This window comes from Azospirillum sp. A29 (assembly GCF_042604625.1).
GTDB lineage: Bacteria > Pseudomonadota > Alphaproteobacteria > Azospirillales > Azospirillaceae > Azospirillum > Azospirillum palustre.
In genome coordinates this window covers 1,182,460-1,206,670 of the sequence record NZ_CP170466.1, presented here as the reverse complement: position 1 = coordinate 1,206,670, position 24,211 = coordinate 1,182,460, and the positions used below count along the sequence as shown (strand labels likewise).

28 protein-coding genes are annotated in these 24,211 nt (G+C 67.3%); 21 read left to right on the top strand and 7 right to left on the bottom strand.

Annotated elements, in window-relative coordinates; all coding sequences use genetic code 11:
- From rplN to ABNQ38_RS20500, 12 genes are all read left to right on the top strand, one after another.
- A complete protein-coding gene (gene rplN / locus ABNQ38_RS20555) occupies window positions 1-369 on the top strand; it encodes a 50S ribosomal protein L14 (protein WP_012973215.1) in 369 nt (122 codons plus the stop codon).
- Entirely contained in the window at window positions 369-686 is a 318-nt protein-coding gene (gene rplX / locus ABNQ38_RS20550) for a 50S ribosomal protein L24 (RefSeq protein ID WP_014246896.1), read from the top strand. Before rplN ends, rplX begins: the two co-directional genes overlap by 1 nt.
- 10 nt (window positions 687-696) lie before the next feature.
- Window positions 697-1,239 carry a 50S ribosomal protein L5 gene (gene rplE / locus ABNQ38_RS20545; RefSeq protein ID WP_377809971.1) on the top strand — a complete coding sequence of 181 codons (543 nt, stop codon included), beginning with the start codon at window positions 697-699 and terminating at the stop codon, window positions 1,237-1,239.
- Between the two features lie 15 nt (window positions 1,240-1,254).
- Window positions 1,255-1,560 (top strand): 30S ribosomal protein S14, encoded by a 306-nt coding sequence (gene rpsN / locus ABNQ38_RS20540; RefSeq protein ID WP_200197752.1) that lies wholly within the window; start codon window positions 1,255-1,257, stop codon window positions 1,558-1,560.
- Between the two features lie 13 nt (window positions 1,561-1,573).
- Window positions 1,574-1,972: a 30S ribosomal protein S8 gene (gene rpsH / locus ABNQ38_RS20535; RefSeq protein WP_045581817.1), complete on the top strand. Its 399-nt coding sequence runs from the start codon at window positions 1,574-1,576 to the stop codon at window positions 1,970-1,972.
- Between the two features lie 13 nt (window positions 1,973-1,985).
- Window positions 1,986-2,519 (top strand): 50S ribosomal protein L6, encoded by a 534-nt coding sequence (gene rplF, locus ABNQ38_RS20530; protein WP_377809970.1) that lies wholly within the window; start codon window positions 1,986-1,988, stop codon window positions 2,517-2,519.
- A 5-nt stretch (window positions 2,520-2,524) separates the two neighbouring features.
- The gene (rplR, locus tag ABNQ38_RS20525; RefSeq protein WP_377809969.1) at window positions 2,525-2,887 is read left to right on the top strand and encodes a 50S ribosomal protein L18; all 363 of its coding nucleotides are present in this window, start codon (window positions 2,525-2,527) and stop codon (window positions 2,885-2,887) included.
- A gap of 12 nt (window positions 2,888-2,899) precedes the next feature.
- Window positions 2,900-3,469, top strand: a complete 570-nt coding sequence (gene rpsE, locus ABNQ38_RS20520) for a 30S ribosomal protein S5 (RefSeq protein ID WP_014246902.1) — start codon at window positions 2,900-2,902, stop codon at window positions 3,467-3,469.
- A gap of 2 nt (window positions 3,470-3,471) precedes the next feature.
- A complete protein-coding gene (gene rpmD / locus ABNQ38_RS20515) occupies window positions 3,472-3,663 on the top strand; it encodes a 50S ribosomal protein L30 (protein ID WP_042694084.1) in 192 nt (63 codons plus the stop codon).
- 4 nt (window positions 3,664-3,667) lie between these two features.
- The gene (gene rplO / locus ABNQ38_RS20510; protein WP_109051337.1) at window positions 3,668-4,153 is read left to right on the top strand and encodes a 50S ribosomal protein L15; all 486 of its coding nucleotides are present in this window, start codon (window positions 3,668-3,670) and stop codon (window positions 4,151-4,153) included.
- A 123-nt stretch (window positions 4,154-4,276) separates the two neighbouring features.
- Window positions 4,277-5,617, top strand: coding sequence for a preprotein translocase subunit SecY (gene secY / locus ABNQ38_RS20505; RefSeq protein ID WP_098740484.1), 1,341 nt, complete (start codon window positions 4,277-4,279; stop codon window positions 5,615-5,617).
- Window positions 5,617-6,264 (top strand): adenylate kinase, encoded by a 648-nt coding sequence (locus ABNQ38_RS20500; protein ID WP_098740483.1) that lies wholly within the window; start codon window positions 5,617-5,619, stop codon window positions 6,262-6,264. Before secY ends, ABNQ38_RS20500 begins: the two co-directional genes overlap by 1 nt.
- Before the next feature lie 91 nt (window positions 6,265-6,355).
- Here ABNQ38_RS20500 and ABNQ38_RS20495 read toward each other — a convergent pair whose 3' ends face one another.
- From ABNQ38_RS20495 to ABNQ38_RS20485, 3 genes are all read right to left on the bottom strand, one after another.
- Entirely contained in the window at window positions 6,356-7,129 is a 774-nt protein-coding gene (locus tag ABNQ38_RS20495; RefSeq protein ID WP_377809968.1) for a FadR/GntR family transcriptional regulator, read from the bottom strand.
- A gap of 163 nt (window positions 7,130-7,292) precedes the next feature.
- Window positions 7,293-8,210 carry a DMT family transporter gene (locus tag ABNQ38_RS20490; protein WP_377809967.1) on the bottom strand — a complete coding sequence of 306 codons (918 nt, stop codon included), beginning with the start codon at window positions 8,208-8,210 and terminating at the stop codon, window positions 7,293-7,295.
- Window positions 8,211-8,323: 113 nt separating this feature from the next.
- Window positions 8,324-9,028, bottom strand: a complete 705-nt coding sequence (locus ABNQ38_RS20485) for a hypothetical protein (protein ID WP_377809966.1) — start codon at window positions 9,026-9,028, stop codon at window positions 8,324-8,326.
- Between the two features lie 119 nt (window positions 9,029-9,147).
- Here ABNQ38_RS20485 and ABNQ38_RS20480 point away from each other — a divergent pair, with 119 nt between their 5' ends.
- Window positions 9,148-10,005, top strand: coding sequence for an N-formylglutamate amidohydrolase (locus ABNQ38_RS20480; protein ID WP_377809965.1), 858 nt, complete (start codon window positions 9,148-9,150; stop codon window positions 10,003-10,005).
- A gap of 18 nt (window positions 10,006-10,023) precedes the next feature.
- A complete protein-coding gene (locus ABNQ38_RS20475) occupies window positions 10,024-11,187 on the top strand; it encodes a carboxylate-amine ligase (RefSeq protein ID WP_377809964.1) in 1,164 nt (387 codons plus the stop codon).
- 28 nt (window positions 11,188-11,215) lie between these two features.
- Here the strand turns inward: ABNQ38_RS20475 and ABNQ38_RS20470 are convergent, their stop codons facing one another.
- The 3 genes from ABNQ38_RS20470 to ABNQ38_RS20460 all read right to left on the bottom strand — a co-directional run bounded on the left by ABNQ38_RS20470 (window position 11,216) and on the right by ABNQ38_RS20460 (window position 15,047).
- A complete protein-coding gene (locus ABNQ38_RS20470; RefSeq protein ID WP_377809963.1) occupies window positions 11,216-12,298 on the bottom strand; it encodes an ABC transporter ATP-binding protein in 1,083 nt (360 codons plus the stop codon).
- Window positions 12,295-13,755: an ABC transporter permease gene (locus ABNQ38_RS20465; protein ID WP_377809962.1), complete on the bottom strand. Its 1,461-nt coding sequence runs from the start codon at window positions 13,753-13,755 to the stop codon at window positions 12,295-12,297. The genes ABNQ38_RS20470 and ABNQ38_RS20465 overlap by 4 nt, the downstream gene beginning before the upstream one ends.
- A 248-nt stretch (window positions 13,756-14,003) precedes the next feature.
- Entirely contained in the window at window positions 14,004-15,047 is a 1,044-nt protein-coding gene (locus tag ABNQ38_RS20460) for an iron ABC transporter substrate-binding protein (protein ID WP_377809961.1), read from the bottom strand.
- A gap of 315 nt (window positions 15,048-15,362) precedes the next feature.
- On the opposite strand from ABNQ38_RS20460, the gene ABNQ38_RS20455 reads away from it, so the two are divergent.
- The 4 genes from ABNQ38_RS20455 (at window position 15,363) to queC (ending at window position 20,379) form a co-directional block, all read left to right on the top strand.
- Entirely contained in the window at window positions 15,363-16,688 is a 1,326-nt protein-coding gene (locus tag ABNQ38_RS20455) for an O-acetylhomoserine aminocarboxypropyltransferase (RefSeq protein WP_377809960.1), read from the top strand.
- A gap of 10 nt (window positions 16,689-16,698) precedes the next feature.
- Window positions 16,699-17,514 (top strand): alpha/beta fold hydrolase, encoded by an 816-nt coding sequence (locus ABNQ38_RS20450; protein ID WP_377809959.1) that lies wholly within the window; start codon window positions 16,699-16,701, stop codon window positions 17,512-17,514.
- 133 nt (window positions 17,515-17,647) lie between these two features.
- Window positions 17,648-19,564 carry a PAS domain S-box protein gene (locus ABNQ38_RS20445; protein ID WP_377809958.1) on the top strand — a complete coding sequence of 639 codons (1,917 nt, stop codon included), beginning with the start codon at window positions 17,648-17,650 and terminating at the stop codon, window positions 19,562-19,564.
- Between the two features lie 86 nt (window positions 19,565-19,650).
- Entirely contained in the window at window positions 19,651-20,379 is a 729-nt protein-coding gene (gene queC, locus ABNQ38_RS20440) for a 7-cyano-7-deazaguanine synthase QueC (RefSeq protein WP_377809957.1), read from the top strand.
- Between the two features lie 41 nt (window positions 20,380-20,420).
- On the opposite strand, the gene ABNQ38_RS20435 is transcribed toward queC, so the two are convergent.
- Window positions 20,421-21,425: a tripartite tricarboxylate transporter substrate binding protein gene (locus tag ABNQ38_RS20435; RefSeq protein WP_377809956.1), complete on the bottom strand. Its 1,005-nt coding sequence runs from the start codon at window positions 21,423-21,425 to the stop codon at window positions 20,421-20,423.
- A 404-nt stretch (window positions 21,426-21,829) separates the two neighbouring features.
- Between ABNQ38_RS20435 and ABNQ38_RS20430 the strand changes: the two genes are divergently transcribed.
- The 3 genes from ABNQ38_RS20430 (at window position 21,830) to ABNQ38_RS20420 (ending at window position 24,157) form a co-directional block, all read left to right on the top strand.
- Window positions 21,830-22,306: a tripartite tricarboxylate transporter TctB family protein gene (locus tag ABNQ38_RS20430; RefSeq protein ID WP_098740472.1), complete on the top strand. Its 477-nt coding sequence runs from the start codon at window positions 21,830-21,832 to the stop codon at window positions 22,304-22,306.
- Window positions 22,303-23,805 (top strand): tripartite tricarboxylate transporter permease, encoded by a 1,503-nt coding sequence (locus tag ABNQ38_RS20425; protein ID WP_377809955.1) that lies wholly within the window; start codon window positions 22,303-22,305, stop codon window positions 23,803-23,805. The genes ABNQ38_RS20430 and ABNQ38_RS20425 overlap by 4 nt, the downstream gene beginning before the upstream one ends.
- A 100-nt stretch (window positions 23,806-23,905) precedes the next feature.
- Window positions 23,906-24,157, top strand: coding sequence for a hypothetical protein (locus ABNQ38_RS20420; RefSeq protein ID WP_377809954.1), 252 nt, complete (start codon window positions 23,906-23,908; stop codon window positions 24,155-24,157).
- Window positions 24,158-24,211 lie beyond the last annotated feature (54 nt).

Sequence of the window (24,211 nt, the reverse complement as noted above, 5' to 3'; positions counted from 1 at the left end):
ATGATCCAGATGCAAACCAACCTGGAAGTCGCCGATAACAGCGGGGCGCGCCGGGTGCAGTGCATCAAGGTGCTTGGCGGGTCCAAGCGGAAGGTCGCGACCGTGGGCGACGTCATCGTCGTCTCGGTCAAGGAGGCCATTCCGAAGGGCCGCGTCAAGAAGGGTGACGTGCATCGCGCCGTCATCGTCCGCACCGCGAAGGAACTGCGTCGGGAGGACGGGTCGGCGATCCGTTTCGACCGGAACGCCGCCGTGCTCATCAACAAGCAGGGTGAGCCGATCGGCACCCGTATTTTCGGGCCGGTCACTCGTGAACTTCGCGGCAAGAAGTTCATGAAGATCATCTCGCTGGCGCCGGAGGTGCTGTAATGGCCGCCAAGATCAAGACCAAGGACAAGGTCGTTGTCCTGACCGGCCGCGACAAAGGCAAGACCGGCGAGGTGTTGAAGGTTTTCCCGAAGGAGAACCGTGCCGTTGTGCAGGGCGTGAACGTGGTGAAGAAGCACCAGCGTGCCAGCGCCCGTTCGCAGGGTGGCATCATCGAGATGGAGGCGCCGATCAACGTCTCCAACCTCGCTCACGTCGACCCCAAGGATGGCAAGCCGACCCGCGTCGGCTTCAAGATCCTTGAGGATGGCCGCAAGGTGCGTGTCGCCAAGCGGTCCGGCGAAGTCATTGACCTGTGAGGGCCCGGGCATGACCGCACGTCTGAAAGAAGTTTACGATTCCAAGATCCGCGCCGCTCTGAAGTCGGAATTCGGCTACAAGAACGACCTGGAAGTTCCGCGGATCGAGAAGATCGTGGTCAACATGGGCGTCGGCGAGGCTGTCGCCGACTCCAAGAAGATCCAGCTCGCCGTGGCCGAGATGGCCGCCATCACCGGCCAGCGTCCGGTGGTGACGAAGTCGCGCAAGTCGATCGCCCAGTTCAAGCTGCGCGAAGGCATGTCGATCGGCTGCAAGGTCACGCTGCGCCGCGACCGCATGTACGAGTTCCTGGACCGTCTGGTGACGATCGCGTTGCCGCGCGTCCGTGACTTCCGCGGTATCCCGGGGAACAGCTTCGATGGCCGTGGCAACTATGCCATGGGCGTCAAGGAGCAGATCATTTTCCCGGAGATCGATTACGACAAGATCGATCAGATCCGCGGCATGGACATCATCATCGTCACCTCGGCGAAGACCGACCAGGAAGCCAAGGCTCTCCTGAAGGCCTTCGACATGCCGTTCGTGAGCTGAGGCTGGAGCACGACCATGGCTAAGACCAGTGCCATCGAAAAGAACAAGCGTCGCGCCAAGCTGGCCAAGCAGTACGCCAACAAGCGTGCGCGCCTGAAGGCCATCGCGAACGACAAGGCCCTCCCCCCGGAAGAGCAATTCGCCGCCCGCCTCAAGCTGGCCGAACTGCCGCGCAACTCCTCGAAGGTGCGTGTCCGGAACCGTTGCGAAATGACCGGGCGTCCGCGCGCGTTCTATCGCAAGTTCAAGCTGTCCCGCGTCACCCTCCGCGAACTGGCCTCGACCGGCCAGATTCCGGGGATGACGAAGTCGAGCTGGTAAGGAGGGTCCGAGAATGTCTTTGAGCGATCCGCTCGGCGATATGCTGACCCGCATCCGCAACGGTCAGCACGCCCGCATGTCTGTTGTGGTTTCCCCGGCGTCCAAGCTGCGTGTCAACGTCCTGGACGTGCTGAAGCGTGAAGGCTTCATCCGCGGCTGGTCCGAGGAAGAGCTGCGCCCCGGCGTCAAGAACCTGAAGATCGAGCTGAAGTATCACGAAGGCGAGCCTGTCATTAAGCAGATCGCCCGTGTTTCGAAGCCCGGCCGTCGCGTCTATTCGAAGATCGCCGACCTGCCCCGCGTCTACAACGGGCTTGGTCTGTCGATCCTGTCGACCCCGCGCGGCGTGATGTCGGACAACGAGGCCCGCGCTGCCAACGTCGGCGGCGAAGTCCTCTGCCGCGTGTTCTAAGGGGGATTGGCAGATGTCGCGAATTGGCAAGCATCCCGTGCCGGTTCCGGCTGGCGTCGACGTAAAGGTCGACGGTCAGCAGGTGACGGCAAAGGGCAAGCTGGGGCAACTCAGCCTGACCCTGATCGACGACATCACCGCTGCGCTGGAAGACGGCAAGGTGGTGGTGAAGCCGGCAAATGACAGCAAGCGCGCCCGCGTCATGTGGGCGACCTCGCGCACCCTGATCAACAACATGGTCACCGGTGTCAGCCAGGGCTACACGATCAATCTGGAAATCAACGGCGTCGGTTACCGCGCGGCCGTGCAGGGCAAGGAGTTGGTTCTCCAGCTCGGCTTCTCGCACGACGTGAAGTACCCGATCCCGGAAGGCATCACGATCAAGTGCGACAAGCCGACGGCCATCTCGGTCAGCGGCTACGACAAGCACAAGGTCGGCCAGGTTGCCGCTGAGATCCGCGGCTGGAAGAAGCCGGAGCCCTACAAGGGCAAGGGCATCAAGTACGAGACCGAAACCGTCCTGCGCAAGGAAGGTAAGAAGAAGTAACCGCCATGCTGAAGCCAAAGCAACTCCACGAGCGCCGCAAGCAGCGCGTGCGCGCGCAGATTGCCAAGAAGGCCGGCGGGCGCGTTCGCCTCTCGGTTTTCCGGTCCAATCTGCACATCTACGCCCAGATCATCGACGACGAAAACGGCAAGACGCTCGCGTCCGCCTCGTCGCTCGAGAAGGAGCTGCGCGAGCAGCTCAAGCACGGCGGCAACGTCGATGCTGCCAAGCGCATCGGCGAACTGATCGCCGTGCGCGCCAAGGCCGCTGGGGTCACCGAGGTTGTCTTCGACCGCGGTGGGTATATTTACCATGGCCGGGTCAAGGCCCTGGCCGACGCCGCCCGTGAGGGCGGGCTGTCGTTCTAAGGAGGCCCGGATATGGCACGTGAACGTGGGGAGCGGGACAACCGCGACCGGCAGCCGCGCGAGCGGGAAGAAAGCGAGCTGATCGAAAAGCTCGTCGGCATCAACCGCGTTGCCAAGGTGGTCAAGGGTGGTCGTCGCTTCGGCTTCGCCGCTCTGGTCGTCGTTGGCGACGGCAAGGGTCGTGTCGGCGTCGGCTCGGGCAAGGCCCGCGAGGTCCCGGAAGCCATTCGCAAGGCGACCGATCAGGCCAAGCGCGGCATGATCCGCGTCCCGCTGCGCGAAGGCCGTACGCTGCATCATGACACCAACGGCCACTTCGGTGCCGGCAAGGTCGTGCTGCGGGCCGCTCCGGCCGGTACCGGCATCATCGCCGGTGGTCCGATGCGCGCGATCTTCGAGGCTCTCGGCGTCGCTGACGTCGTGACCAAGTCGATCGGCACGTCGAACCCGCACAACATGATCAAGGCGACCTTCGACGCCCTGACCCAGGTCACCAGCCCGCGGTCCGTCGCGGCGCGCCGTGGTCGTCGCGTGAGCGACATCCTCGGTCGTCGCGAGGCCGGCGCCGGTCAGGAGGCCTGATCATGAGCGAGAAGAAGACCGTCGTCGTGACCCAGATCGGCAGCCCGATCGGCCGCAAGCACGACCAGCGCGAAACGCTGGTCGGTCTGGGTCTCAACAAGCTGCACCGGACCCGCGAGCTGGAGGACACTCCGGCCGTGCGGGGCATGATCGCCAAGGTCGCGCACCTGGTCCGCGTCGAGAACGAGGGCTGAGATCATGACCAAGCTTAATGACCTGCGTGACAACGCCGGTGCCCGCAAGGCGCGCATGCGCGTCGGTCGCGGTATCGGTTCGGGCAAGGGCAAGACCGCTGGCCGCGGCGTGAAGGGTCAGACCTCGCGCACCGGCGTGGCGATCAACGGCTTCGAAGGCGGGCAAATGCCTCTGCACCGCCGCCTGCCGAAGCGCGGTTTCCGGAACATCTTCGCCAAGGAATACTCGGTGGTTAACCTGGGCATGGTCCAAAAGGCCATCGACCTGGGCAAGCTGAACGCCGCCGAGACCATCGATGCCGCGGCGCTCAACGCCGCCGGCGTCACCGGCAAGGTGAAGAAGGACGGTGTCCGTCTGCTGGGCAAGGGCGAGCTGACCGCGAAGGTTTCCTTCACGGTTGCCGGCGCGTCCAAGTCGGCGATCGAAGCCGTCGAGAAGGCGGGTGGCAGCGTCACGCTGACCGCTCCCGCCGCCGAAGCCGCCGAGTAAAGTTCCGCGACAAGCCCGTGCTTGCGCGCGGGCTTTCGGGGCACTACAAAAAGCGAAGTCGCGAGGGGCGGCCTGCGTCATGCAGTGCCGCCCCGTTCGCGCTTACGGGACAGGGATTGGACCATGGCATCAGCGGCCGAGCAGCTTGCCGCCAACATCAATTTCGGGGCTTTCTCCAAGGCGACCGAGCTGAAAAAGCGGATTTGGTTCACCTTGGCGGCCCTGATCGTCTATCGGCTGGGCACCTACATCCCGATTCCGGGCATCGATCCGCACATCCTGCAGGACGTTTTCAAGCAGCAGGGCAGCGGCATCCTCGGGATGTTCGACATGCTGGCCGGCGGTGCGCTCCACCGCATGACCATCTTCGCGCTCAACATCATGCCGTACATCTCGGCGTCCATCATCGTGCAGTTGCTGACCGCCGTGTCGCCGCAGATGGAAGCCATGAAGAAGGAAGGCGAGGCCGGGCGCAAGAAGCTGAACCAGTACACCCGATTCGGCACCGTCGTTCTCGCCACCGTCCAGGCCTACGGTCTCGCGGTCGGGCTTGAGTCGATGCGCGGTTCCACCGGCGCGGCGGTCATTGACCCCGGCCTGTTCTTCCGCATTGCCACGGTCATCACGCTGGTCGGCGGCACCATGTTCCTGATGTGGCTGGGCGAGCAGATCACCGCCCGTGGCATCGGCAACGGCACTTCGCTGATCATCTTTGCCGGCATCGTCGCGGAACTGCCGCGCGCGCTGGTCAACACGCTGGAACTCGGCCGCCAGGGCGCGCTGTCCACCGTCTTCATCATCCTGATGCTGGTGATGGCGGTCGGCGTGGTGTTCTTCATCGTCTTCATGGAACGCGCCCAGCGCCGCCTGCTGGTGCAGTACCCGAAGCGTCAGGTCGGCAACCGGGTTTTCGGCGGCGAAGCGTCGCACCTGCCGCTGAAGATGAACACGGCCGGCGTCATTCCGCCGATCTTCGCGTCGTCGCTGCTGCTGCTGCCGCTGACCGCGGTCGGCTTCGCCGGCGGCGAAGGGCCGGAGTGGCTGCAGGCGGTGTCGCGCTATGTCGCGCACGGGACGCCGCTCTATATGCTGCTGTACGCCTCGCTGATCGTGTTTTTCTGCTTCTTCTACACCGCCATCGTCTTCAACCCGACGGAGACGGCCGACAACCTGCGTAAGTATGGCGGCTTCATCCCCGGCATCCGTCCGGGCAAGAACACTGCCGACCACATTGACTATGTGCTGACGCGGCTGACGGTCATCGGCTCCGCCTACCTTGTGGCGGTTTGTCTCCTCCCCGAAATCCTGATATCCCAGCACTCGGTTCCGTTTTATTTTGGCGGCACCAGCCTGCTGATCGTGGTCACCGTCACGATGGACACGGTTGCGCAGATTCATTCCCACCTGCTGGCCCACCAGTATGAGGGATTGATCAAGAAATCGAAGCTTCGGGGGAGAAAGTAATGAACCTCATACTGCTCGGTCCGCCGGGCGCCGGGAAGGGGACCCAGGCGCGCCGTCTGGAAGACACTCGTGGTCTGGTGCAGTTGTCGACCGGCGACATGCTCCGCGCCATGGTGGCGGAAGGCGGGCCGCTCGGGCAGCAGGCGAAGGAGATCATGGCCGCCGGCAAGCTGATGCCGGACGAGCTGATGGTCAGCATGATCGCCGAACGCATTTCGAAGCCCGACGTGAAGAACGGCTTCATCCTCGACGGGTTCCCGCGCACGGTCGCTCAGGCCGAGGCGCTGGATCGGATGCTGGACGAAAAGGGCCTGAAGCTCGATCACGTGATCGAGATGCGGGTTGTCGACGACGTGCTGGTGGACCGCATCACCGGCCGTTACACCTGCGCCAAGTGCGGCAAGGGCTATCACGACAGCTTCGAGAAGCCGAAGGTCGAGGGCGTCTGCGATGTCTGCGGCAGCACCGAGTTCAAGCGGCGCGCCGACGACAATGCGGAGACGGTGACCACCCGCCTGGGCCAGTACCACCAACAGACCGCGCCGATCCTGCCCTATTACCAGGGCCGCGGCGTTCTGAAGGTGGTGGACGGCATGGCCGACATCGATGAGGTTACCAAACAGATCGGGACGATCCTCGCCAGTTGAGGATCGTTACCGTTCGAATAGGACAAGGCCGCAGCCTCTCTCGGGAGGGCTGCGGCCTTTTCTTTTTGCCGGCTTTGTCGGGTCGCCGGCTTCAGCCGGCGCTGGGGGAAGGCGAGGCGTCGGCCGCGCTGTCGGCGGCGCCGGTGGAATGGTCGGACATCGTGCGGTAGCGCGCCAGGATCCAGCCGAGATGGGCGGTGACGGCGCTCGCGGCGCCGTCCGGGTCACGGCGGGCGAGGGCCTGATGGATGGCGCGGTGATGCTCGATCATCAGGGCCTCATGGTTTTCCATGAAGGGCTCGGTGTGCTTCATCTCGACCATGTTGCCGAGGATGTCGCGGATGGTCGACAGCAGATGGAGGTAGACCGGGCTGCCGGATGCCTGGGCGACCGCGACATGGAAGTCCATGTCATCCGCCGCACGTCCGCCGTCGCGATTCGTCTCGCTCATCGCCGCCAGGATGCGGCCGATGGTGTCGATCTGCTCCGGTGTCGCGCGTTCCGCGGCGCGGCGGGCGGCCCAGCTCTCCAGCGCCATGCGGATTTCGACGAGGTCGCACAGATTCTGGTGGGTGCTGCGCACCATCGCCGTCAGCGCGCCGTCCATCATGCCGGCCGATGACACGACACGGGTGCCGCCGCCCTGGACTGCGGTCAGGAAGCCCTGCGTCTTCAGCTTCTGCAGCGCAGCGCGAACGGAAACCCGGCTGACATGCAGCTGTTCCGCCAGCTGACGCTCGCCCGGTAGACGTTCCCCCGGCACCAGCTCGCCACGCGCAATGCGGTCGAGGAGCTGTTGGGCCACCCATTCCGAAATGCGCTGGGAAGAGGAGGGGACGTGAGCGCTGTCGTCGGTGCCGGGCACGGGTTGTTCCCCTTTGGTCGGAAGGCGGTTCATTGCTGAATGGTCATACCGGTAGCGGTCCCGGCGGGTGCGGTCAATGCCCGACCGCCGTACTGCGGCGCCTTGCCCACGGGATGGAAAACTATGGCGGCAATGGCGATGGACAACTGTCCGGACCTGGGCGTCAGCGGCCGCCGGGACGGGCGAGCAGAATGCCCATCAGGATCACCGCGGCACCCAGTGCCTGCAAGGGGCCCAGCGGCTCGCTCAGGAGAATCCAGGCGAGGATGGCCGCCGCCGCCGGTTGAAGCAGCAGGCTGACCGACGAGAAGGACGCCGGCAGATGCGCAAGGGCGTAGGCGATCAGGCTCTGGCCGCAGGCATGGCTGAACAGGGCGAGGCCGGCCAGCACGGCCCAGCCGGACGCGCTCGCCGGCAGCATCGCCTCGCCGTCATACAGGCCGATCGGCAACAGCACCAAGGCGGATATCGCGCCGCTCCAGGTCATGATGGTGGCGGTGGAGAATTCCGCGCGCAGCCGTCCGACCGACAGGATGTAGCCGGCATAGAAGGCGGCGGTGAGCAGGGCCAGCCCATCGCCGAACAGATGGTCGGCGTCGAGTTGGAAGCTCTCGCCCATCAGCACGATGGCGCCGGCCAGCGCCAGCAGCATGCCCATGACGAAGCGGCGGGTGATCCGCTCCTTGAACAGGAACCAGGCGGCCGGCGCCACGTAGAGCGGTGCGAAGTTCGCCAGCAGCGTGGAGTTGGCGACCGAGGTGTAGCGAATCGAGGTGTGCCAGATCGCGAGGTCGCCGGCGAAGAACAGGCCGGCCAGTGACAGGCGGGCATAGTCGGAGACGGAGGAGGGACGGCGGCTGGAGCGCCCGTCCCGTTGCCGCGACTCGGCGGCCATCCACAGCCCCAGTGCCGGCATCGCCAGTGCGGTTCGCCAGAAGCCGGTGGCGACCGGCCCGACCTCCGACAGCCGGACGAAGATGGGGGCGAAGGCGATGCCCAGGGCGCCGATCAGCAGCGCGATCAGGGCGATGCGCTGGGTCCGGTACGCATGATCGGCTGGGAAGGTACTGGCGTCTGGCATGGACCGCTTATAACGGCCGCCCGGTTGCCGGGCCAGCGGGACGCAAGTCATGGCTGCCGTGCGCCTCCGGGACTCTCCCGGAGGCTGCCGGCGGATGTCTGGGAGGCGGCGGGTCAGCGCGGACGGATGCGGCGCAGCGTGACCGACTCGTCGTCTTCCGAGCCGAAATCGTCATAGTGGACCGGGCAGCGGCCGTCCTTGCGGGGATGATCCTTGACGGTGGCCGGATACCAGTCGCCCTTCCATTCCACCGACACCCGCATGCCGGGCTGACACAGCGACGAACCGGCGGCATAGCCACCGTTGTTGGACATCGGAGCGGCCCCCGTCGGTGCCTGCATCATCGGCGCCTGGACGCCGCCCGGCGGCACCGGGCTCAGCATCGGTGCGGCGGGCGCCGGCTTTTCCTGGTCGCAGAAGGCGGTGCAGACGCGCTTGGCGACCACCTGTCCGCCGCAGCTTCCGCCGAAGCAGTCGCGATAGTCGGACTCGCAGCGCGCTTCGCAGCTGCTGTTGCCGCAGGAGTAGGAGCGGTCGAAATCGCCGACCGACTTCTTGATCGGCTTCTTCTCCGCCTGCTGGCGGTTGACGTAGGCCTGATATTCGTAGAGGGCGCGCGACCGCGCCTCGTTCACGCAGGCCTGCTGCGACATGCCGCAATTCTGGCGGCAATAGTTGCGGTTCTGCTGGCACTGGTTGACGCAGAGCCGACCTTCGGCCGAGCTTGGCGGGACGAGGCTGTACTGCGTCTCGTAAACGGGTCCGCAAGCGCTGAGCAGCGCCATCACGGCAAGGCAAAGGGTGAGCAGGCGAAGCATGCGGCGGGTCTTCCGGGTGGTGTCGCGCGGAGATGGAAAGGAAGCCTAGCAGTTTGCCGTTCGGACTACCACCATTGGCCGCGCTTCCTCCCGGCGCGGCCGCTGCGTTAGTGTGGGGCATGGCTTCCTCACCCTCCGAACACCGTCAGCCCGTCACCGCGCCAGCGCCGGCACCGCGTACGGCAACTCCGCTGCTGGGGCCGGACGATCCGCCGCCGGCGACCACGCTGAATCCGGATGCCGGCGGGCCGCTGCTGCTGGTGTGCGACCATGCATCGCGCGCGGTTCCGCGGTCGCTGGCCGACCTCGGCCTGCCGGAGGAGCAGCTCTGCCGCCACATCGCCTACGACATCGGCGCGGCGGAGGTGACGCGGCGGCTGGCGGAGCGGTTCGGCGCCACCGCGGTGCTTTCCGGATTCTCCCGGCTGGTGATCGATCCGAACCGGGCGCTTGAGGATCCGACCGCGATCCCGGTGGTCAGCGACGACGTGGTGATCCCCGGCAACCGTGCGCTTGATGCCGAGGCCCAGGCGCAGCGGGTGGAGGCGCTGTTCAAGCCCTACCACGCCGCGGTCGCGGCTGCGGTGGCCTCGATCCGTGCCCGCGGGCAGGTGCCGGTGCTGGTTTCGGTGCACAGCTTCACCCCGGCGATGCGCGGGGTGGCGCGGCCCTGGCACATCGGCGTGCTGTGGGACAACGATCCGCGCCTGCCGGTGCCGCTGATCGACGCGCTGAAGGCAGACGGCCGCTGGTGCGTCGGCGACAACCAGCCCTATTCCGGCCGCGGCACGCTGGGCGGCACGGTGGAGACTCATGCGACCCCCGCTGGCTATCCCAACGTCCTGCTGGAGGTGCGGCAGGATCTGATCGCCACGCCGGAGGGCGCCGATCTCTGGGCGCAGGTGATCGGCGATGCGCTGGAACCTCTGCTCTCCCTGCCGTCGCTGACGGTCGTCCACCATTTTCCCCGGGCCTGACACCGCATGGAAAGCACCGTGACCGAACCGTCCTTCACCCTCGGCCTGGAAGAGGAATATCTGCTGGTCGACCGCGGCACGCGCGACATCGTGACCAGCCCGCCGGACGAGATGCTGGAAGCCTGCCAGGAACAGGCGCCCGGCCGCATCCATCCGGAATTCCTGCGCTGCCAGATCGAGGTGGGAACGCCGGTCTGCAAGACGCTGGACGAGGCGCGGGCCGAGCTGGCTGCACTGCGCGGCACGGTAGCCGGGGTGGCCGACCGCTACGGGCTGGCGCCGATCGCCGCCTCGACTCATCCCTTCGCCGCATGGGAGCCACAGAAGCACACCAACCGCGACCGCTACAACATGCTGGCCCGCGACCTCGGTGCGCCGGCCCGCCGGCTGATGATCTGCGGCATGCATGTCCATGTCGGAATCGAGGATGACGATCTGCGCATCGACCTGATGAATCAGGTCCGCTATTTCCTGCCGCACCTGCTGGCGCTGTCGACCTCCTCGCCCTTCTGGCGCGGGCGTGACATGGAGCGCCGCTCCTACAGGCTCAGCGTCTGGCACGAGCTGCCGCGCACCGGCATGCCCGCCGGCTTCCAGAGCTATGGCGAGTATCAGAGCCATGTCGCGGTGCTGGTGAATGCCGGGGTGATCGAGGATGCCAGCAAGCTGTGGTGGGACATCCGTCCGTCCTCGCGCTTCCCGACGCTGGAGATGCGCATCACCGACATTTGCACCCGGCTGGACGATGCGGTGACGGTGGCGGCGCTGTATCGCTGCCTGCTGCGCATGCTGTGGCGGCTGAAGCTGCGCAATGTGACGTGGAGGCCCTATAAGAACCTGCTGATCGAGGAAAACCGCTGGCGCGCCCAGCGCTACGGCCTGGACAGCGGGCTGGTCGATTTCGGGCAGGGCCGCATCGTGCCCTATGCCGACCTGCTGGACGAGATCATCGACCTGACCCGCGAGGATGCCGAGCATTTCGGCTGCACCGCCGAGGTCGGGCGGGCCCGCGATATCCTCAGGCGCGGCACCAGCGCGCACCGGCAGATCGAGATCTTCCAGGCGGCGCTCGCCGACGGCGCCAGCGAGGACGAGGCGCTGCGCCGGGTGGTGGACTGGCTGGCGGAAGAGACGATGGTGGGGGTGCGGGACGAGCCGTCACCGGCGGGCGTCACCGCCTGATCCGCCCCCCCCTGCGTCCACAGACTTGTCAGCGCAGGGGCGTGTCGAAGAGATGCGCCTCGCCCTCGACATGGATGCGGACGCGGCTGCCGATCCTCGGCAGATCCAGGCTGGAATGGCGCAGGAGCAGCGGGTTGCGCTGCCCCGGCACATTGCCCAGCGCCACCGCGACCTTGCAGACGGAGCCGCCGAACTCGACGTCGATGACCCGGCCCCAGCTCTCCGCAGTGCTTTCTCTGGTGTCTGGCGGGGCGTCGCGGTCGTCGATCACCAGCCGGAGCTGCTCGGGGCGCAGCATGATCTCACCCGTGCCGCGCCGGGGGCCGGCGGTCACCGGCAGCCGGCCGAGACTGCAGCTCGCCCAGCCGTTTTCGACATCCGCCGGCAGAATGATCGCATCGCCAAGGAACGCCGCCGTCTCGCGGTCGCGCGGCCGTCGATACAGCTCCTGGGGTGAGCCGACCTGCGTCAGGCGGCCTTCGCGCATCACCGCCACCTGATCGGCGAAGGACAGCGCTTCGGCCTGATCGTGGGTGACGAGGATCGTCGCAATTCCGGCTTCGCAGAGCACCCGGGCGACGGTGCGGCGCAGGGAGTCGCGCAAGCCGGTGTCGAGCGCCGAGAAAGGCTCGTCGAGCAGCATCAGGGCCGGTTTGCGGGCGAGCGCGCGGGCGAGCGCCACGCGCTGCTGCTGGCCGCCGGACAGCTCGTGCGGCCGGCGCTCCAGCATCTGCGGATCGAGTTCCACCGCATCCAGCAGTTCCAGGATGCGGCTCCGCCGGCCGGCATCGCCGCGCTCCAGCCCGAAGCCGATGTTGTCGGCAATGCTGAGATGCGGGAACAGCGCGCCGTCCTGCGGCACATAGCCGATGCCGCGGCGGTGGGCCGGCACGACGCCAGCGCCATCCACCAGCGGGTGCCCGTCGAGCAGGATACGGCCGCTGTCGGCGGATTCGAAGCCGGCGACGATGCGCAGAAGCGTGGTCTTCCCCGACCCGGAGCGGCCGACGATGGCGGTGCGGCTGCCGGCATGCACCGAGAGGTCGACATCCTCCAGCGCCACCGCGTCGCCATACCGTTTTCCCAGTCCCTGAACCTGAAGGAAGCTCATCGTCCGGCGGCCCGTTTCGATTGGATGTGGAGAAGGATCGTCATCGGCAGCGATGCGGCGACCATCATCACCGCATAGGGGGCGGCCCCCGCATAGTCGATCTCGCTGGTCATCGACCAAAATTCGGTGGCGAGCGTGCGCGTCCCGCTGGGGGCGAGCATCAGGGTCGCCGTCAGCTCGTTGGTGATGCCGAGCGCCACCATCGCCATGCTGGCCGCCGCGCCGGGGGCGGCGAGCCGGAAGGTGATCTGGCGCACTGCCTGCAACGGCGTCCGGCCCAGCGCCATGGCCGCCCGCTCCAGCTCGACCGGCGCCTGGGCGAGGCTGGCCCGCAGTCCGACCAAGGCCCGCGGCAGGAACAGCAGCATGTAGGCCAGCAGCACCGTGCCGACGGTCTGATAGAGCGGCAGCGCGACCCGCACGGTGATCGTCACCAGCGACAGGGCGACGACGACCCCCGGCAGCGAGCCGACATAGTAATGGCAGGCTTCCAGAACCCGCTGGAGCCGGCCGGGGGCACGCACCGACAGCCAGGCCATCGGCGCGGCGGCGAGCGTGGTCAGCAGCGCGCCGGCCAGCGCCAGGGCGACGGTCTGGACGATGGCGCCGCCGATGTCGGCGCCCTGCCAGATGCGCGAGCCGCCGATGGCCAGCCAGCGGCCGAGCGTCAGCAGCGGGACGCCGAGCGAGAGTGCGGCGAACAGCAGCGGGATCAGCATGCAAAGCAGGGTCGCGTGGCCGAGTTCGGCCGGGGCGGCCCGTCTTGCGGCGCCGCTGCCGACGCGCGCGTAGCGTTCCTGCCCGCGCAGCAGCACCTCGCCGCCCATCAACCCCATGCAGAGCAGCACCAGCACGCCGGCCAGCATGTTCGCCGCCGGGCCGTTGTAGGCCGACTGGAACTGGTCGACGATGGCGGTGGTGAAGGTGTCGAACTGGATCATGACGTAGAGGCCGTATTCGGCCAGCAGATGCAGGCCGATCAGCAGCGAGCCGCCGCAGACCGCCAGACGCAGCTGGGGCAGCACCACCGTCAGGAAAACCCGCCACGGTCCGTGGCCGAGCGATGCGGCGACATCCTCCATGGTCGGATCGAGCCGGCGGAGCTGGGCGGCCACCGGCAAATAGAGGAAGGGGGAGTAGGCGAGCACCGAGACCAGCACCGCCGCCGCCAGCCCATGCAGGCCAGGCGCGACGGTGACCCAGGCATAGCTGTGGACGAAGGCGGGCACCGCCAGCGGCGCCACCGCCAGCCAGGCCCAGAACCGCCGTCCCGGCAGGTCCGAGCGCTCGGTCAGCCAGGCCAGCGTGACCGCCACCAGGATGGAAAGCGGCAGGGTCAGCAGGACCAGCAGCAGCGTGTTCACCAGCAGTTCGCCGACCCGGCGGCGGAACACCAGTTCGACCACCGTGTCCCATCCGGTCTGGATGGTGATCCAGACGACGAAGGCGAGCGGCATCAGTGCAAGCGCCGCGACCACCGAGGTGACGGCGAGGACAGACAGCCCCGCCCGCTGCGGACGGCGCGCGACGACGAGGGAGGCCGCGGCGTGGAGCGTGGGGTGGTCGCGGTCCGCCTGCGGCTGGGAAGAGTGCGGGTAAAGAGCGATGACGGTGAACTCCGGAACCGGCTCCGGGTCCGTCCGGATGGACGGGCCTGAACTGCCGCCGCCCGCGGGTTCGATGCCGCGGGCGACGGCAGATTGGATTACAGCAGGCCGGCCGCAGTCATCAAGTCGGTGACGGCCTTATTGTTGAGGGCCTCCGGCTTGACCTTCGGCGCCTGCAGCTTGTCGAGCGGCTCCAGCTTCGCATTGGAGGCGATGCCACCGGCAACGGCATATTCATAGGAATCGCCATCGCGCAGCACTTCCTGCCCGCCCTTTCCGGTCAGGAACTTCACGAAGGCCTCTGCCTCGCGCTTGTTCTTGCTGGAGCCCAGGACGCCGGCGCCGGAGATACTGACGAACGCGCCGGGATCGCCGTTGCGGAAATAGTGCAGGGCGACGTTCTTGCTGTTCTCGCCGCCGGTGCGGGCCTGATCGCCGATGTAATAATAATGGTAGATCACCGCGCCTTCGACTTCGCCGGCATTCACCGCCTTCATGGCGACGCTGTTGCCCCGGTAGGGCTTGGCGTTCTCTTTCATCGCCTTCAGCCAGGAGGCGGTGGTCGCTTCGCCCTTCAGCTGGAGGAGCGCGCCGACGATGGCCTGGAAGTCGGCACCGGCGGGCGAGGCGGCCCAGCGGCCCTTCCACTCCGGATTGGCGAGGTCGAGCAGCGACTTCGGCAGCTTGTCCTGCGTCAGCTTGCCGGTGTTGTAGGCGAAGACGGTGGAGCGGGCGGCGATGCCGACCCAATGGCCGTTGGCCGGCCGGAAGCTCTCGGGCACCGGGGCTAGCGTCTCGGCGCCGAGCGGTGCGAACAGCCCGGCATTGTCGACCAGGGCCATCGCCGGCGAATTCTCCGTCAGGAAAACGTCGGCGGGGGAGGCGGCACCCTCCTGCACGATCTGGTTCCCCAGCTCCATGTCGCTGCCGTTGCGCACGGTCACCTTGATGCCGGTCTCGCGGGTGAAGCGCTCCACCCACTCCTTGGTCAGGCTGGCGTGCTGGGCGTTGTAAACCGTGATGCCGTCGGCACTCGGCGTCGCCTGGGCGAAGGCGGTGCCCGTGAGGGCCACGACCGGTAGGGCGGCGAGAGCGGAGGCGAGGGCGAGCGACCGGACGAACCGGGAGCGGGAGATCTTCATTCCAACCTCTTCTTCGGACAGGCCGGGCCTTGGGGGCCAAGCCCTGTGGGCAAGAGCCATCGCCGCCTTTTAGTCTCTCCCGGCACTTGTTGCAACTTGTTCTCATTCGCGTAAACTTGTCCATTGGCTGGCTTTTTCGTCGATCCAACCGCCTTGACGCGCGCGTCAGGTCTCCATACGCTTCCGCACCGTCGATGCCGCAGGAATGCGGGTTGAACAGGGCTGGCAAACAAGACGCTGAAAAGCAAAGAGGGCCGCTCCATAGCAGGCGGCCCTCTTTTAATTTTCGGTGCCAACTTCGAGGGGAGGGGGAGCATGGCTGGCGCCAAGTTCCTGAAGTTCGACACGCAGAGCCTGCATGCGGGGCAGAAGCCCGATCCGGCGACCGGGGCGCGGGCGGTTCCGATCCACCTGACCTCCTCCTACGTCTTCAGCGACGTCGATCAGGCGGCGGCCCTGTTCAACCTGGAGCGGCCCGGCCACATCTATTCGCGCATCTCCAATCCCACCGTCGCGGTGCTGGAGGAGCGGCTGGCGACGCTGGAAGGCGGGGTGGGCGCGGTCTGCACCGCCAGCGGACAGGCGGCGCTGACGCTTGCGATCATGACGCTGATGGGGGCGGGCGGGCACATCGTCGCCTCCTCCTCCATCTACGGCGGCAGCCGCAACCTGCTGGCCTATACCCTGCCGCGCTTCGGCATCACCACGACCTTCGTCCATCCGCGCGACTTCGACGGCATCCGCGCCGCGATCCGTCCGGAAACCCGGCTGGTCTTCGGCGAGGTGCTGGGCAATCCCGGGCTGGAGGTGCTGGACGTGGCGAAGGTCGCGGCCATCGCGCATGAGGCCGGCATCCCGCTGCTGATCGACTCGACCTTCACCACCCCCTATCTCTGCCGGCCGTTCGAGCATGGCGCCGATCTGGTCATGCATTCCTGCACCAAGTGGCTGAGCGGGCATGGCACCGCCATCGGCGGCGTGGTGATCGACGGCGGCCGCTTCGACTGGGAGGCGTCGGGCAAGTTCCCGACCCTGACCGAGCCCTATGCCGGCTATCACGGCATCGATTTCGCCGAGGAGTACGGCCCGGCCGCCTTCATCGCCCGCGCCCGTGCCGAGGGCCTGCGCGATTTCGGCGCCTGCATGAGCCCGATGAACGCCTTCCAGATCCTGCAGGGCGTGGAAACGCTGCCGCTGCGGATGAAGTGCCACATCCACAACGCCCGCAAGGTCGTCTGCTTCTTGGAAGGGGAGCTGAATTCGGAGAACGGTGCGGTCGCCTGGGTCTCCTATCCGGATCTTGTCGATCATCCCGACCATGCGTTGGCCGCCCGGCTGCTGCCGCATGGCGCCGGTTCGATCATCTCCTTCGGCATCCGGGCCGGCGCGCAGGGTGGCGGCCGCGAGGCCGGACGGCGCTTCATCGAGTCGCTGACGCTGTTCTCGCACCTCGCCAATGTCGGCGACGCCAAGTCGCTGGTGATCCATCCGGCCAGCACCACCCACGCCCAGCTCGACGCCGAGGCGCTCGCCGCCTCCGGGGTGGGGGAGGACATGATCCGCCTGTCCATCGGGCTGGAGGATTGCGAAGACCTGATCGACGATCTGAAGCAGGCGCTGCGCGCCGCCACCAAGGGCTGAGGGCCGCGCCATGCAGCTGACCGTCAATGGAAACCCCGTCTTCGTCCACACCGGCGGCCGGGACATCGACCCCGCCCGTCCGGCTGTCGTGCTGATCCATGGCGCCGGCATGGACCACAGCGTGTGGAGCCTGCAAAGCCGCTATCTCGCCCACCATGGTCGTTCGGTCCTGGCGGTCGATCTGCCCGGCCATGGCCGCTCCGGCGGCGAGCCGCTGGACAGCATCGCCGCCATCGCCGACTGGGTGATCGCCCTGCTGGACGCCGCCGGGCTGGAGCGGGCGGCGCTGGTCGGCCACTCCATGGGTGCGCTGGTGGCGCTGGACGCCGCCGCCCGCCATGAGGGGCGGGTGGAGGCGGTCGCGCTGTTGGGTGTAGCGGAGCGGATGCCGGTCCATCCAGACCTGCTGGCTGCGGCCCATGCCGGCGACCGGTCGGCCATCGAGATGGTGATCGGCTGGGGCTCCGGCCCGCGCGGCCATGGCGGCGCCCAGGGCGGCGGCTGCCCGACGCCGGGGCTGGCGCTGATCCCCGGCGGGCGCCGGCTGATGGCTTCGGTGCGTCCGGGCGTGCTGGGCGTCGATCTTGCCGCCTGCAACGACTATGGGCAGGGGGCCGATGCCGCTGCGATGGTCGCCTGTCCGGCGCTGTTCCTGCTGGGCGCGCTCGACAAGATGACCCCGGCGAAGGCTGGACGCTCGCTGGCCGCCCGCGTCAAGACATCGCAGGTCGTCGTCCTGCCGCAGACCGGGCATATGGTGATGACCGAGTCCCCCGATGCGGTGCTGGAAGCATTGACTTCCTTCCTGTCCCTGCGGCGGGGGTAGGGGTTTCAACGCGGAAATCATGCACTCGGAGTCGGGTTAATCCTGACATGAACCATTAACGCCCTCTGATTACCCTGCGGACGGCGGGATCGAGCGCAATCCCGCCGTCCGCATCAGGGTCGGGGGTGTCGTCTTGCAGGATGGCCTGTCCAGGGAACTCAGGATCGGCGGCCTGTTCCAGGATCGCCGCGAGCTGGTTGCCGTGCTGTCGCCGGACGGGTGCGTGCGCCATATCGGCGACTCCGCAGGCGACCTGCTGGGCTATGCGCCGGAGGCTCTGACCGGTGCGCCGCTCGGCGAGCACATCCATCCCGACGATGTGGAGGAGGCGCAGCACCGGCTGCAACTCCGCGTGAACGCTCCCGCGGGCAGCAGCGGCCGCGCCGTTTTCCGCTTCCGCCATGCCGATGGCGGCTGGCGCTGGCTGGAGGTCACCACCCGCAACGCGCTGGCCGACCCGGCCATCGGCGGGCTGGTGCTGAACATCCGCGACATCAGCGACCACATCGCCCTGTCGGAACGGCTGCGCGCCAGCGAGGCGCGCTACCGCACCCTGGCGGAGGCGGTGCCGGTCGGCATATTGCAGGCCGATTCCGCCGGGCAGGTGCAGTTCGCCAATGCCCGTCTGGCCGGGATCACCGGGCTGGAGCCCGACCGGCTGCTCGGCAGGGGCTGGCTCGATGCCGTGCATCCGGAGGACCGGGAGCGGGTGGCGGCGGATTGGCGGCTGGACCCGGGCTGCGATGCCGCGGCGACCGATTTCCGCTTCCACGATCCCGACGGCACGGGCGCCGACCGCCGGGTGCTGTGCCAGCGCATTCGCCTGGAGGATGGCGGCACCATCGCCACCATCACCGACGTCAGCGAATATGTGCTCACCGCCAACGCGCTCCGCCTGTCGGAGGCGCGCAACGAGGCGGTTCTCGACACCGCCGCCGACGCGATCCTGACCGTCGACGAGGCGGGCGTGCTGCTCAGTTTCAACCGTGCGGCGGAGGCGATGTTCGGCATTGCGGCGGGCGACCTGCTGTGGCGTCCGCTCGACCGCCTGATCCCGCTGGCCGATTTGCGGGAGGAGGGCGGTATCCGGCTGGAGTTCGCGCCCGGCCAGACCACCGCCCTGGTCGCCCGCGACCGTGCGGCGGAGGCGGAGCGTGCCGACGGTACCCGCTTTCCGGTCGAGCTGTCGGTCAGCGCCAGCGAGGTGGAGGGGCGGCGGCTCTACACCGCCATTCTTCGCGACGTGACCGACCGCCGGCGGGCCGAGGCCGAGCTTCTGGCCGCCAAAGAGGCGGCGGAGGCCGGCAACCAAGCGAAATCGACCTTCATCGCGACGATGAGCCACGAGTTGCGAACCCCGCTGAACGCGGTGATCGGCTTCTCCCAACTGCTGGAGACGCAAGCCGGGACTGCCGCGGCGGGTGGACGGCAAAATGACCTGGTGGCTGACTGCGTCGGGGCGATCCGGCAGGCCGGCGAACAGCTTCTGGCGATCATCGATGACATCCTCGACATGGCGCGCGTCGATGCCGGCGGGTTCTCGCTGGTCGAAGGATCGGTGAACCTGTCGGCGCTGATCGAACGCGTGGTGGCGGATCTGCGCTTCCACGCCACCCGTCAGGGCGTGACGGTCGAGGTGGTGGCCGACGGCGACCTGCCGCCGATCCGTGGCGATGAACGCCGCCTTGGGCAGGCTTTGGGGAAGTTGCTGTCGAACGCCATCAAGTTCAGCCATCCGGGTGGTCCGGTCAGCCTGACTGCCGGGCTCGCCGCCGACGGTTGGGTGGAACTGTCGGTGCGCGACCGCGGCGTCGGCATGCGGCAGGAGGACGTCGCGCAGGCGCTCACCCCCTTCGGCCAGATCGACCAGACTGCAACCCGCCGTCACGAAGGCATCGGTCTCGGCCTGCCGCTTGCGCTGCGTCTGGTTGAGGCGCATGGCGGCACGCTGACGTTGGACAGTGCGCCGGGGCAGGGCTGTACCGCCACCATCCGGCTGCCGCCGTCGCGCATCATGACCATCGCGGAGTTGCTGGCGTCGATGTCCTGAACTGGCCTGTGCCGCCCGGATGTGCCAGAAGCTGTCGCGGGATGTCCGCCCTGTCGGGCGGACGGTTTCGGAAAGGCAGGTGTGCGATGGCGGATCGGAACGGTGTCAGGGACGCGGTGGTGCTGGTCAGCGGCGGGCTCGACTCGACGACGGTGCTTGCCATCGCCAAGGCCGAGGGCTATCGGGTCAATGCGCTCAGCTTCCGCTACGGCCAGCGCCATTCGGTGGAGCTGGAAGCGGCGCGGCGGGTGGTGGCGGCGATGGGGGTGGAGCGGCATGTGATCGCCGACATCGACCTGCGCGCCTTCGGCGGCTCGGCCCTGACCGACTCCATCGCGGTGCCGAAGCACGACAGCGCCGCCGACCTGCAAGCCGGGCTGGACGAGGGCATCCCCGTCACCTATGTCCCGGCGCGCAACACCGTCTTCCTGTCCTTCGCGCTGGCCTGGGCGGAAACGCTGGGGGCGTCCGACCTGTTCATCGGCGTCAATGCGCTGGATTACTCCGGCTATCCCGACTGCCGCCCCGAATACATCGCGGCCTTCGAAACACTCGCCAACCTCGCCACCAAGGCCGGGGTCGAAGGCACCAGCCGCTTCAAGATCCATGCGCCGCTGATGACGCTGGACAAGGCCGCCATCGTCCGCCGCGGGCTGAAGCTGGGGGTGGACTACAGCCTCACCCACTCCTGCTATGACCCGACGCCGGAGGGGCTGTCCTGCGGCGCCTGCGACAGCTGCCTGCTGCGTCTCAAGGGCTTTTCCGAGGCCGGAATGACCGACCCGATCCGTTACGATACCGGAACGAAGACCTAACGGACCGGATCGTTTCCCAATCGGTTCTTATATCCGGGCCGTCACTTCCAGGGCATCTCGGCCCACAGGCTGCGGAACTCGCCGTCCAGCTGCTTCAGCTCGGCGGCGAAGGCGTCGGGGCCGACGATGCGCAACGGCTGGAAGGTCTCGCGCGCCTTGGCCTGGAATTCCGGATCCATGGCGGCCTTGGTGACCGCCTCGATCAGGGTGCGGCGGATCTCCGGCGGCAGGCCTTTCGGAGCACCGATGCCGCGCATCGACACCATGTCGATGGCATAGCCCTGCTCGCGGAAGGTCGGCAGGTCGGGCGCCATGTCCCAGCGCGAGCGGCTCATCACGCCCAGCATCCGCACCGGATCGCCACCGGCGATTCCGCGCAGCCCCTCGCCCAGATTCTGGTCGCAGATCTGGATGTGCTGGCCCAGCATCGCCCGGTAGTTCTCGGCGCTGCCAGGAAACGGCACATGGGTGAGGTGAACCGCGGCCTGCCGTTCCAGCAGAAGCATGGCGAGATGGTCGTCGGAGCCGATGCCGGTCGAACCGACGGTGAGAACGCGCGGATTGGCCTTGGCATTGGCGACGACGTCCGCGACCGAGCGGAAGGGGCTGTCGGCGCGGACGGTCATCACGCCGGGATCGTCGACGATGTTCACCAGCGGCTCCAGCCGGTCGAGGCCATAGCGCGCCTGCCGTTCGATCGGGATGGTGATGAGGTTCGGCGTGTTGATGAAGCCGATGGTGTAGCCGTCGGGCACGGCGTCGGCGATGGCGGCGAAGCCGATTTCCCCGCCGGCGCCTGGGCGGTTCAGGATGACGATCCGGGCGCCGCCCAGATACCGCTCGATATAGGGCGCCAGCATGCGGGCCGTCACGTCGGTCGATCCGCCGGCCCCATAGGCCACGATCATGGTGATCGGCTTCTCCGGATAGGCGGCCTGCGCCACCGGGCCGGCCGCGGCGCACAGAACCAGCGCCGCCAGCACCGTGCCGAGAAGGAATGCGGCACGGCCACCGGCCTTGCGCAGTAATCGGGTCGTTGCTGTCATCGTTCCATCCCTTGCTTTCGTGCCGATGCGTCCGGCGCCGGCCCCGCTCGCTTCGGCAGCCGCATCCACATCGTCGCTTATACGTGTATTGAATAAATTTATTGATATAGAAAAGGGTGTCCTGGCGCAAAATGCCGCGGATAAAGTTTGAAAATTCCCTTATGTCGCGAATTAAAGCGCGCAATGACATGCATATGACACTCGACGGAGATGCGGCGTGGGGCAATAATGCAACCCGCGGATTCGGGTGCCGAGGGTTCGGAGCGGCCAGTGTGGACTGCGCCCGGTTGGGGGCGGACCCGCTCCCTCACGTGCCCCTCGTCCGATGAACTCGTTCCACGAAGCGAGAGCGCTGCACCCGGCCTACTCGCCGTCGCGTGCCTGAGAGAGCGGACATCCATCCAATGACACATACCCTGAGATCGCCACGGCCGGCTGCCTTCCGGCTGAGATCGCCCCAGGACCTTGCGGCCGGGCTGCTGCTCGCGGCCATCGCACTCGGCGGGCTGTGGCTGGCGCGCAATTGGGAGGCCGGGTCGCTGGCCATGATGCAGGCCGGCTTCTTCCCGCGGCTCGTCTGCTATTTCCTGCTGGCATCCGGGCTCGCGACGATGTTTCGCGCCCTGACCGCCGATGCGCCGGCGGCGCTGGCCTGGGCATGGCGGCCGTCGGTCGCCATCACCGTCGCTGTGGTGGCTTTCGCCGCTCTGCTCGACAAGCTGGGGCTGGTGCTCGCCATCCTGGCGCTGATCGGCATCGGCGGACTGGCCGGCCGGCCGCTGCGTCCGGGTCCCTTCACCGCGCTGTGGGCCACGCTGGCCTCCACTTGCGTCGCCATCTTCTCCTGGGGACTGGGCCTGCCGCTCCAGATCTGGCCATGATGGACGTGTTCGCCAATCTCTGGCTCGGGCTGGGCGTGTCGGTCGAGCCGATGAACCTGCTCTATTGCTTCCTCGGCGCCCTGATCGGCACGCTGATCGGCGTTCTGCCGGGGCTGGGGCCGACGGCGACGGTGGCGCTGCTGCTGCCGATCACCTTTTATCTGCCGCCGGTCGGCGCGCTGATCATGCTGGCCGGCATTTTCTACGGTGCCCAGTATGGCGGCTCGACCACCGCCATCCTGGTGAAGTTGCCGGGCGAATCCTCGTCCGTCATGACCTGTCTGGACGGCAACGCGATGGCGCGCCAGGGCCGCGGCGGCGTGGCGCTGGCGACCGCGGCGCTGGCCTCGCTGTTCGCCGGTGTCGCGACAACGCTGGTCATCGCCGTCGCCGGTCCGCCGCTGGCCGGGGTGGCGCTGGCCTTCGGGCCCTCGGAATATGTGGCGCTGATGCTGGTCGGCCTGATCGGCGCGGTGATCCTCGCCCATGGATCCGTCGTCAAGGCGGTGGCGATGATCCTGATCGGGCTGCTGCTCTCCATGGTCGGCACCGACGTCAATTCCGGCCAGATGCGCTTCACCTTCGACATCCCGCAGCTTTACGACGGGCTGGACTTCGTGCCGCTCGCCATGGGGCTGTTCGGTCTGGCCGACATCATCATCAATCTGGAGGAGACGGAGGGGCGCGGCATCGAACCGTCGCCGATCCACCGGCTGTGGCCGAGCTGGCAGGACTTCAAGGACGCCTGGCCGGCCGCCGTGCGCGGCACGGCTCTTGGCGCCTTCCTCGGCATCCTGCCGGGCGGCGGGGCGACGCTGAGCGCCTTTTCCTCCTACGCGCTGGAAAAGAAGGTGGCGCGCGATCCGTCCGCCTTCGGCAAGGGCGCCATCCAGGGCGTCGCCGGGCCGGAGGCCGCCAACAACGCCGGCGCCCAGGCCAGCTTCATCCCGATGCTCAGCCTCGGCATCCCGTCCAACGCGGTGATGGCGCTGATGATCGGCGCGATGATGATCCACGGCATCACGCCGGGCCCGCAGATCATGATCAAGCAGCCCGACCTGTTCTGGGGCATGATCGCCAGCATGCTGGTCGGCAACATCATGCTGGTGGTGCTGAACCTGCCGCTGATCGGCATCTGGGTGCGGCTGCTGCGCGTTCCCTACGCCTACCTGTTCCCGGCTATCCTGGTCTTCTGCTGCATCGGCACCTACAGCCTGCGCAACGACGTGTTCGACGTGGTGATGATGGCCGGCTTCGGTCTGTTCGGCTATGTGCTGAAGAAGCTGGACTGCGAGCCGGCGCCGCTGCTGCTGGGCTTCGTCCTCGGCCCGCTGCTGGAGGAAAATCTGAGCCGGGCGATGCTGCTGTCGCATGGCGACCTGGGCATCTTCGTCTCCCGGCCGATCAGCGCCGGCCTGATGGCGGTGGCCGCCGGCCTACTGGCCCTGATCCTGCTGCCGGCCTTCCGCCGCCAGCGCGAGGTCGCCTTCAAGGAGTAAGCGTCGCCTCTGCTGAGCGCGTCCTGCGGCAATCCGCTGCGGGACGCGCTCCTTGCCAAACAAGATAAAATTTTATATAAAAGCATATCGATTGTTGGGGATGGTGAGGGAGCGCATCATGGCCGCCACCGCCTGGATGGGACAGCGTCTGCCCGGCCGCGCCGCGCGGGCCGTAGAGCGTGCACATCGCCGTGCCAATGCCCGCAAGCGCGGCTGGTCCCGCGACATCGCCCGCCTGATGCTGGTCGCCTCCGTCCTCGTCCTGGGCGTGCTGGCGGTGGAAATCGGGCGCAAGGCCGTCACCATTCTCAGCCACAACACCGCTCAGCAGTCTGTCGAGATCACCGGCTAAAGTGTGAGTCACGCTTCAAGCGGAATCGCTTGAAGCGTGACTCACACGGGAAAC

Excerpts from the sequence above, each read along its gene's own strand:
- rplN (WP_012973215.1), top strand. The coding sequence starts at position 1 with ATGATCCAGATGCAAACCAACCTGGAAGTCGCCGATAACAGCGGGGCG.
- rplX (WP_014246896.1), top strand. The coding sequence starts at position 369 with ATGGCCGCCAAGATCAAGACCAAGGACAAGGTCGTTGTCCTGACCGGC.
- rplE (WP_377809971.1), top strand. The coding sequence starts at position 697 with ATGACCGCACGTCTGAAAGAAGTTTACGATTCCAAGATCCGCGCCGCT.
- rpsN (WP_200197752.1), top strand. The coding sequence starts at position 1,255 with ATGGCTAAGACCAGTGCCATCGAAAAGAACAAGCGTCGCGCCAAGCTG.
- rpsH (WP_045581817.1), top strand. The coding sequence starts at position 1,574 with ATGTCTTTGAGCGATCCGCTCGGCGATATGCTGACCCGCATCCGCAAC.
- rplF (WP_377809970.1), top strand. The coding sequence starts at position 1,986 with ATGTCGCGAATTGGCAAGCATCCCGTGCCGGTTCCGGCTGGCGTCGAC.
- rplR (WP_377809969.1), top strand. The coding sequence starts at position 2,525 with ATGCTGAAGCCAAAGCAACTCCACGAGCGCCGCAAGCAGCGCGTGCGC.
- rpsE (WP_014246902.1), top strand. The coding sequence starts at position 2,900 with ATGGCACGTGAACGTGGGGAGCGGGACAACCGCGACCGGCAGCCGCGC.
- rpmD (WP_042694084.1), top strand. The coding sequence starts at position 3,472 with ATGAGCGAGAAGAAGACCGTCGTCGTGACCCAGATCGGCAGCCCGATC.
- rplO (WP_109051337.1), top strand. The coding sequence starts at position 3,668 with ATGACCAAGCTTAATGACCTGCGTGACAACGCCGGTGCCCGCAAGGCG.
- secY (WP_098740484.1), top strand. The coding sequence starts at position 4,277 with ATGGCATCAGCGGCCGAGCAGCTTGCCGCCAACATCAATTTCGGGGCT.
- ABNQ38_RS20500 (WP_098740483.1), top strand. The coding sequence starts at position 5,617 with ATGAACCTCATACTGCTCGGTCCGCCGGGCGCCGGGAAGGGGACCCAG.
- ABNQ38_RS20490 (WP_377809967.1), bottom strand. The coding sequence starts at position 8,210 with ATGCCAGACGCCAGTACCTTCCCAGCCGATCATGCGTACCGGACCCAG.
- ABNQ38_RS20485 (WP_377809966.1), bottom strand. The coding sequence starts at position 9,028 with ATGCTTCGCCTGCTCACCCTTTGCCTTGCCGTGATGGCGCTGCTCAGC.
- ABNQ38_RS20480 (WP_377809965.1), top strand. The coding sequence starts at position 9,148 with ATGGCTTCCTCACCCTCCGAACACCGTCAGCCCGTCACCGCGCCAGCG.
- ABNQ38_RS20470 (WP_377809963.1), bottom strand. The coding sequence starts at position 12,298 with ATGAGCTTCCTTCAGGTTCAGGGACTGGGAAAACGGTATGGCGACGCG.
- ABNQ38_RS20465 (WP_377809962.1), bottom strand. The coding sequence starts at position 13,755 with ATGCCGCTCGCCTTCGTCGTCTGGATCACCATCCAGACCGGATGGGAC.
- ABNQ38_RS20460 (WP_377809961.1), bottom strand. The coding sequence starts at position 15,047 with ATGAAGATCTCCCGCTCCCGGTTCGTCCGGTCGCTCGCCCTCGCCTCC.
- ABNQ38_RS20455 (WP_377809960.1), top strand. The coding sequence starts at position 15,363 with ATGGCTGGCGCCAAGTTCCTGAAGTTCGACACGCAGAGCCTGCATGCG.
- ABNQ38_RS20450 (WP_377809959.1), top strand. The coding sequence starts at position 16,699 with ATGCAGCTGACCGTCAATGGAAACCCCGTCTTCGTCCACACCGGCGGC.
- queC (WP_377809957.1), top strand. The coding sequence starts at position 19,651 with ATGGCGGATCGGAACGGTGTCAGGGACGCGGTGGTGCTGGTCAGCGGC.
- ABNQ38_RS20435 (WP_377809956.1), bottom strand. The coding sequence starts at position 21,425 with ATGACAGCAACGACCCGATTACTGCGCAAGGCCGGTGGCCGTGCCGCA.
- ABNQ38_RS20430 (WP_098740472.1), top strand. The coding sequence starts at position 21,830 with ATGACACATACCCTGAGATCGCCACGGCCGGCTGCCTTCCGGCTGAGA.
- ABNQ38_RS20425 (WP_377809955.1), top strand. The coding sequence starts at position 22,303 with ATGATGGACGTGTTCGCCAATCTCTGGCTCGGGCTGGGCGTGTCGGTC.
- ABNQ38_RS20420 (WP_377809954.1), top strand. The coding sequence starts at position 23,906 with ATGGTGAGGGAGCGCATCATGGCCGCCACCGCCTGGATGGGACAGCGT.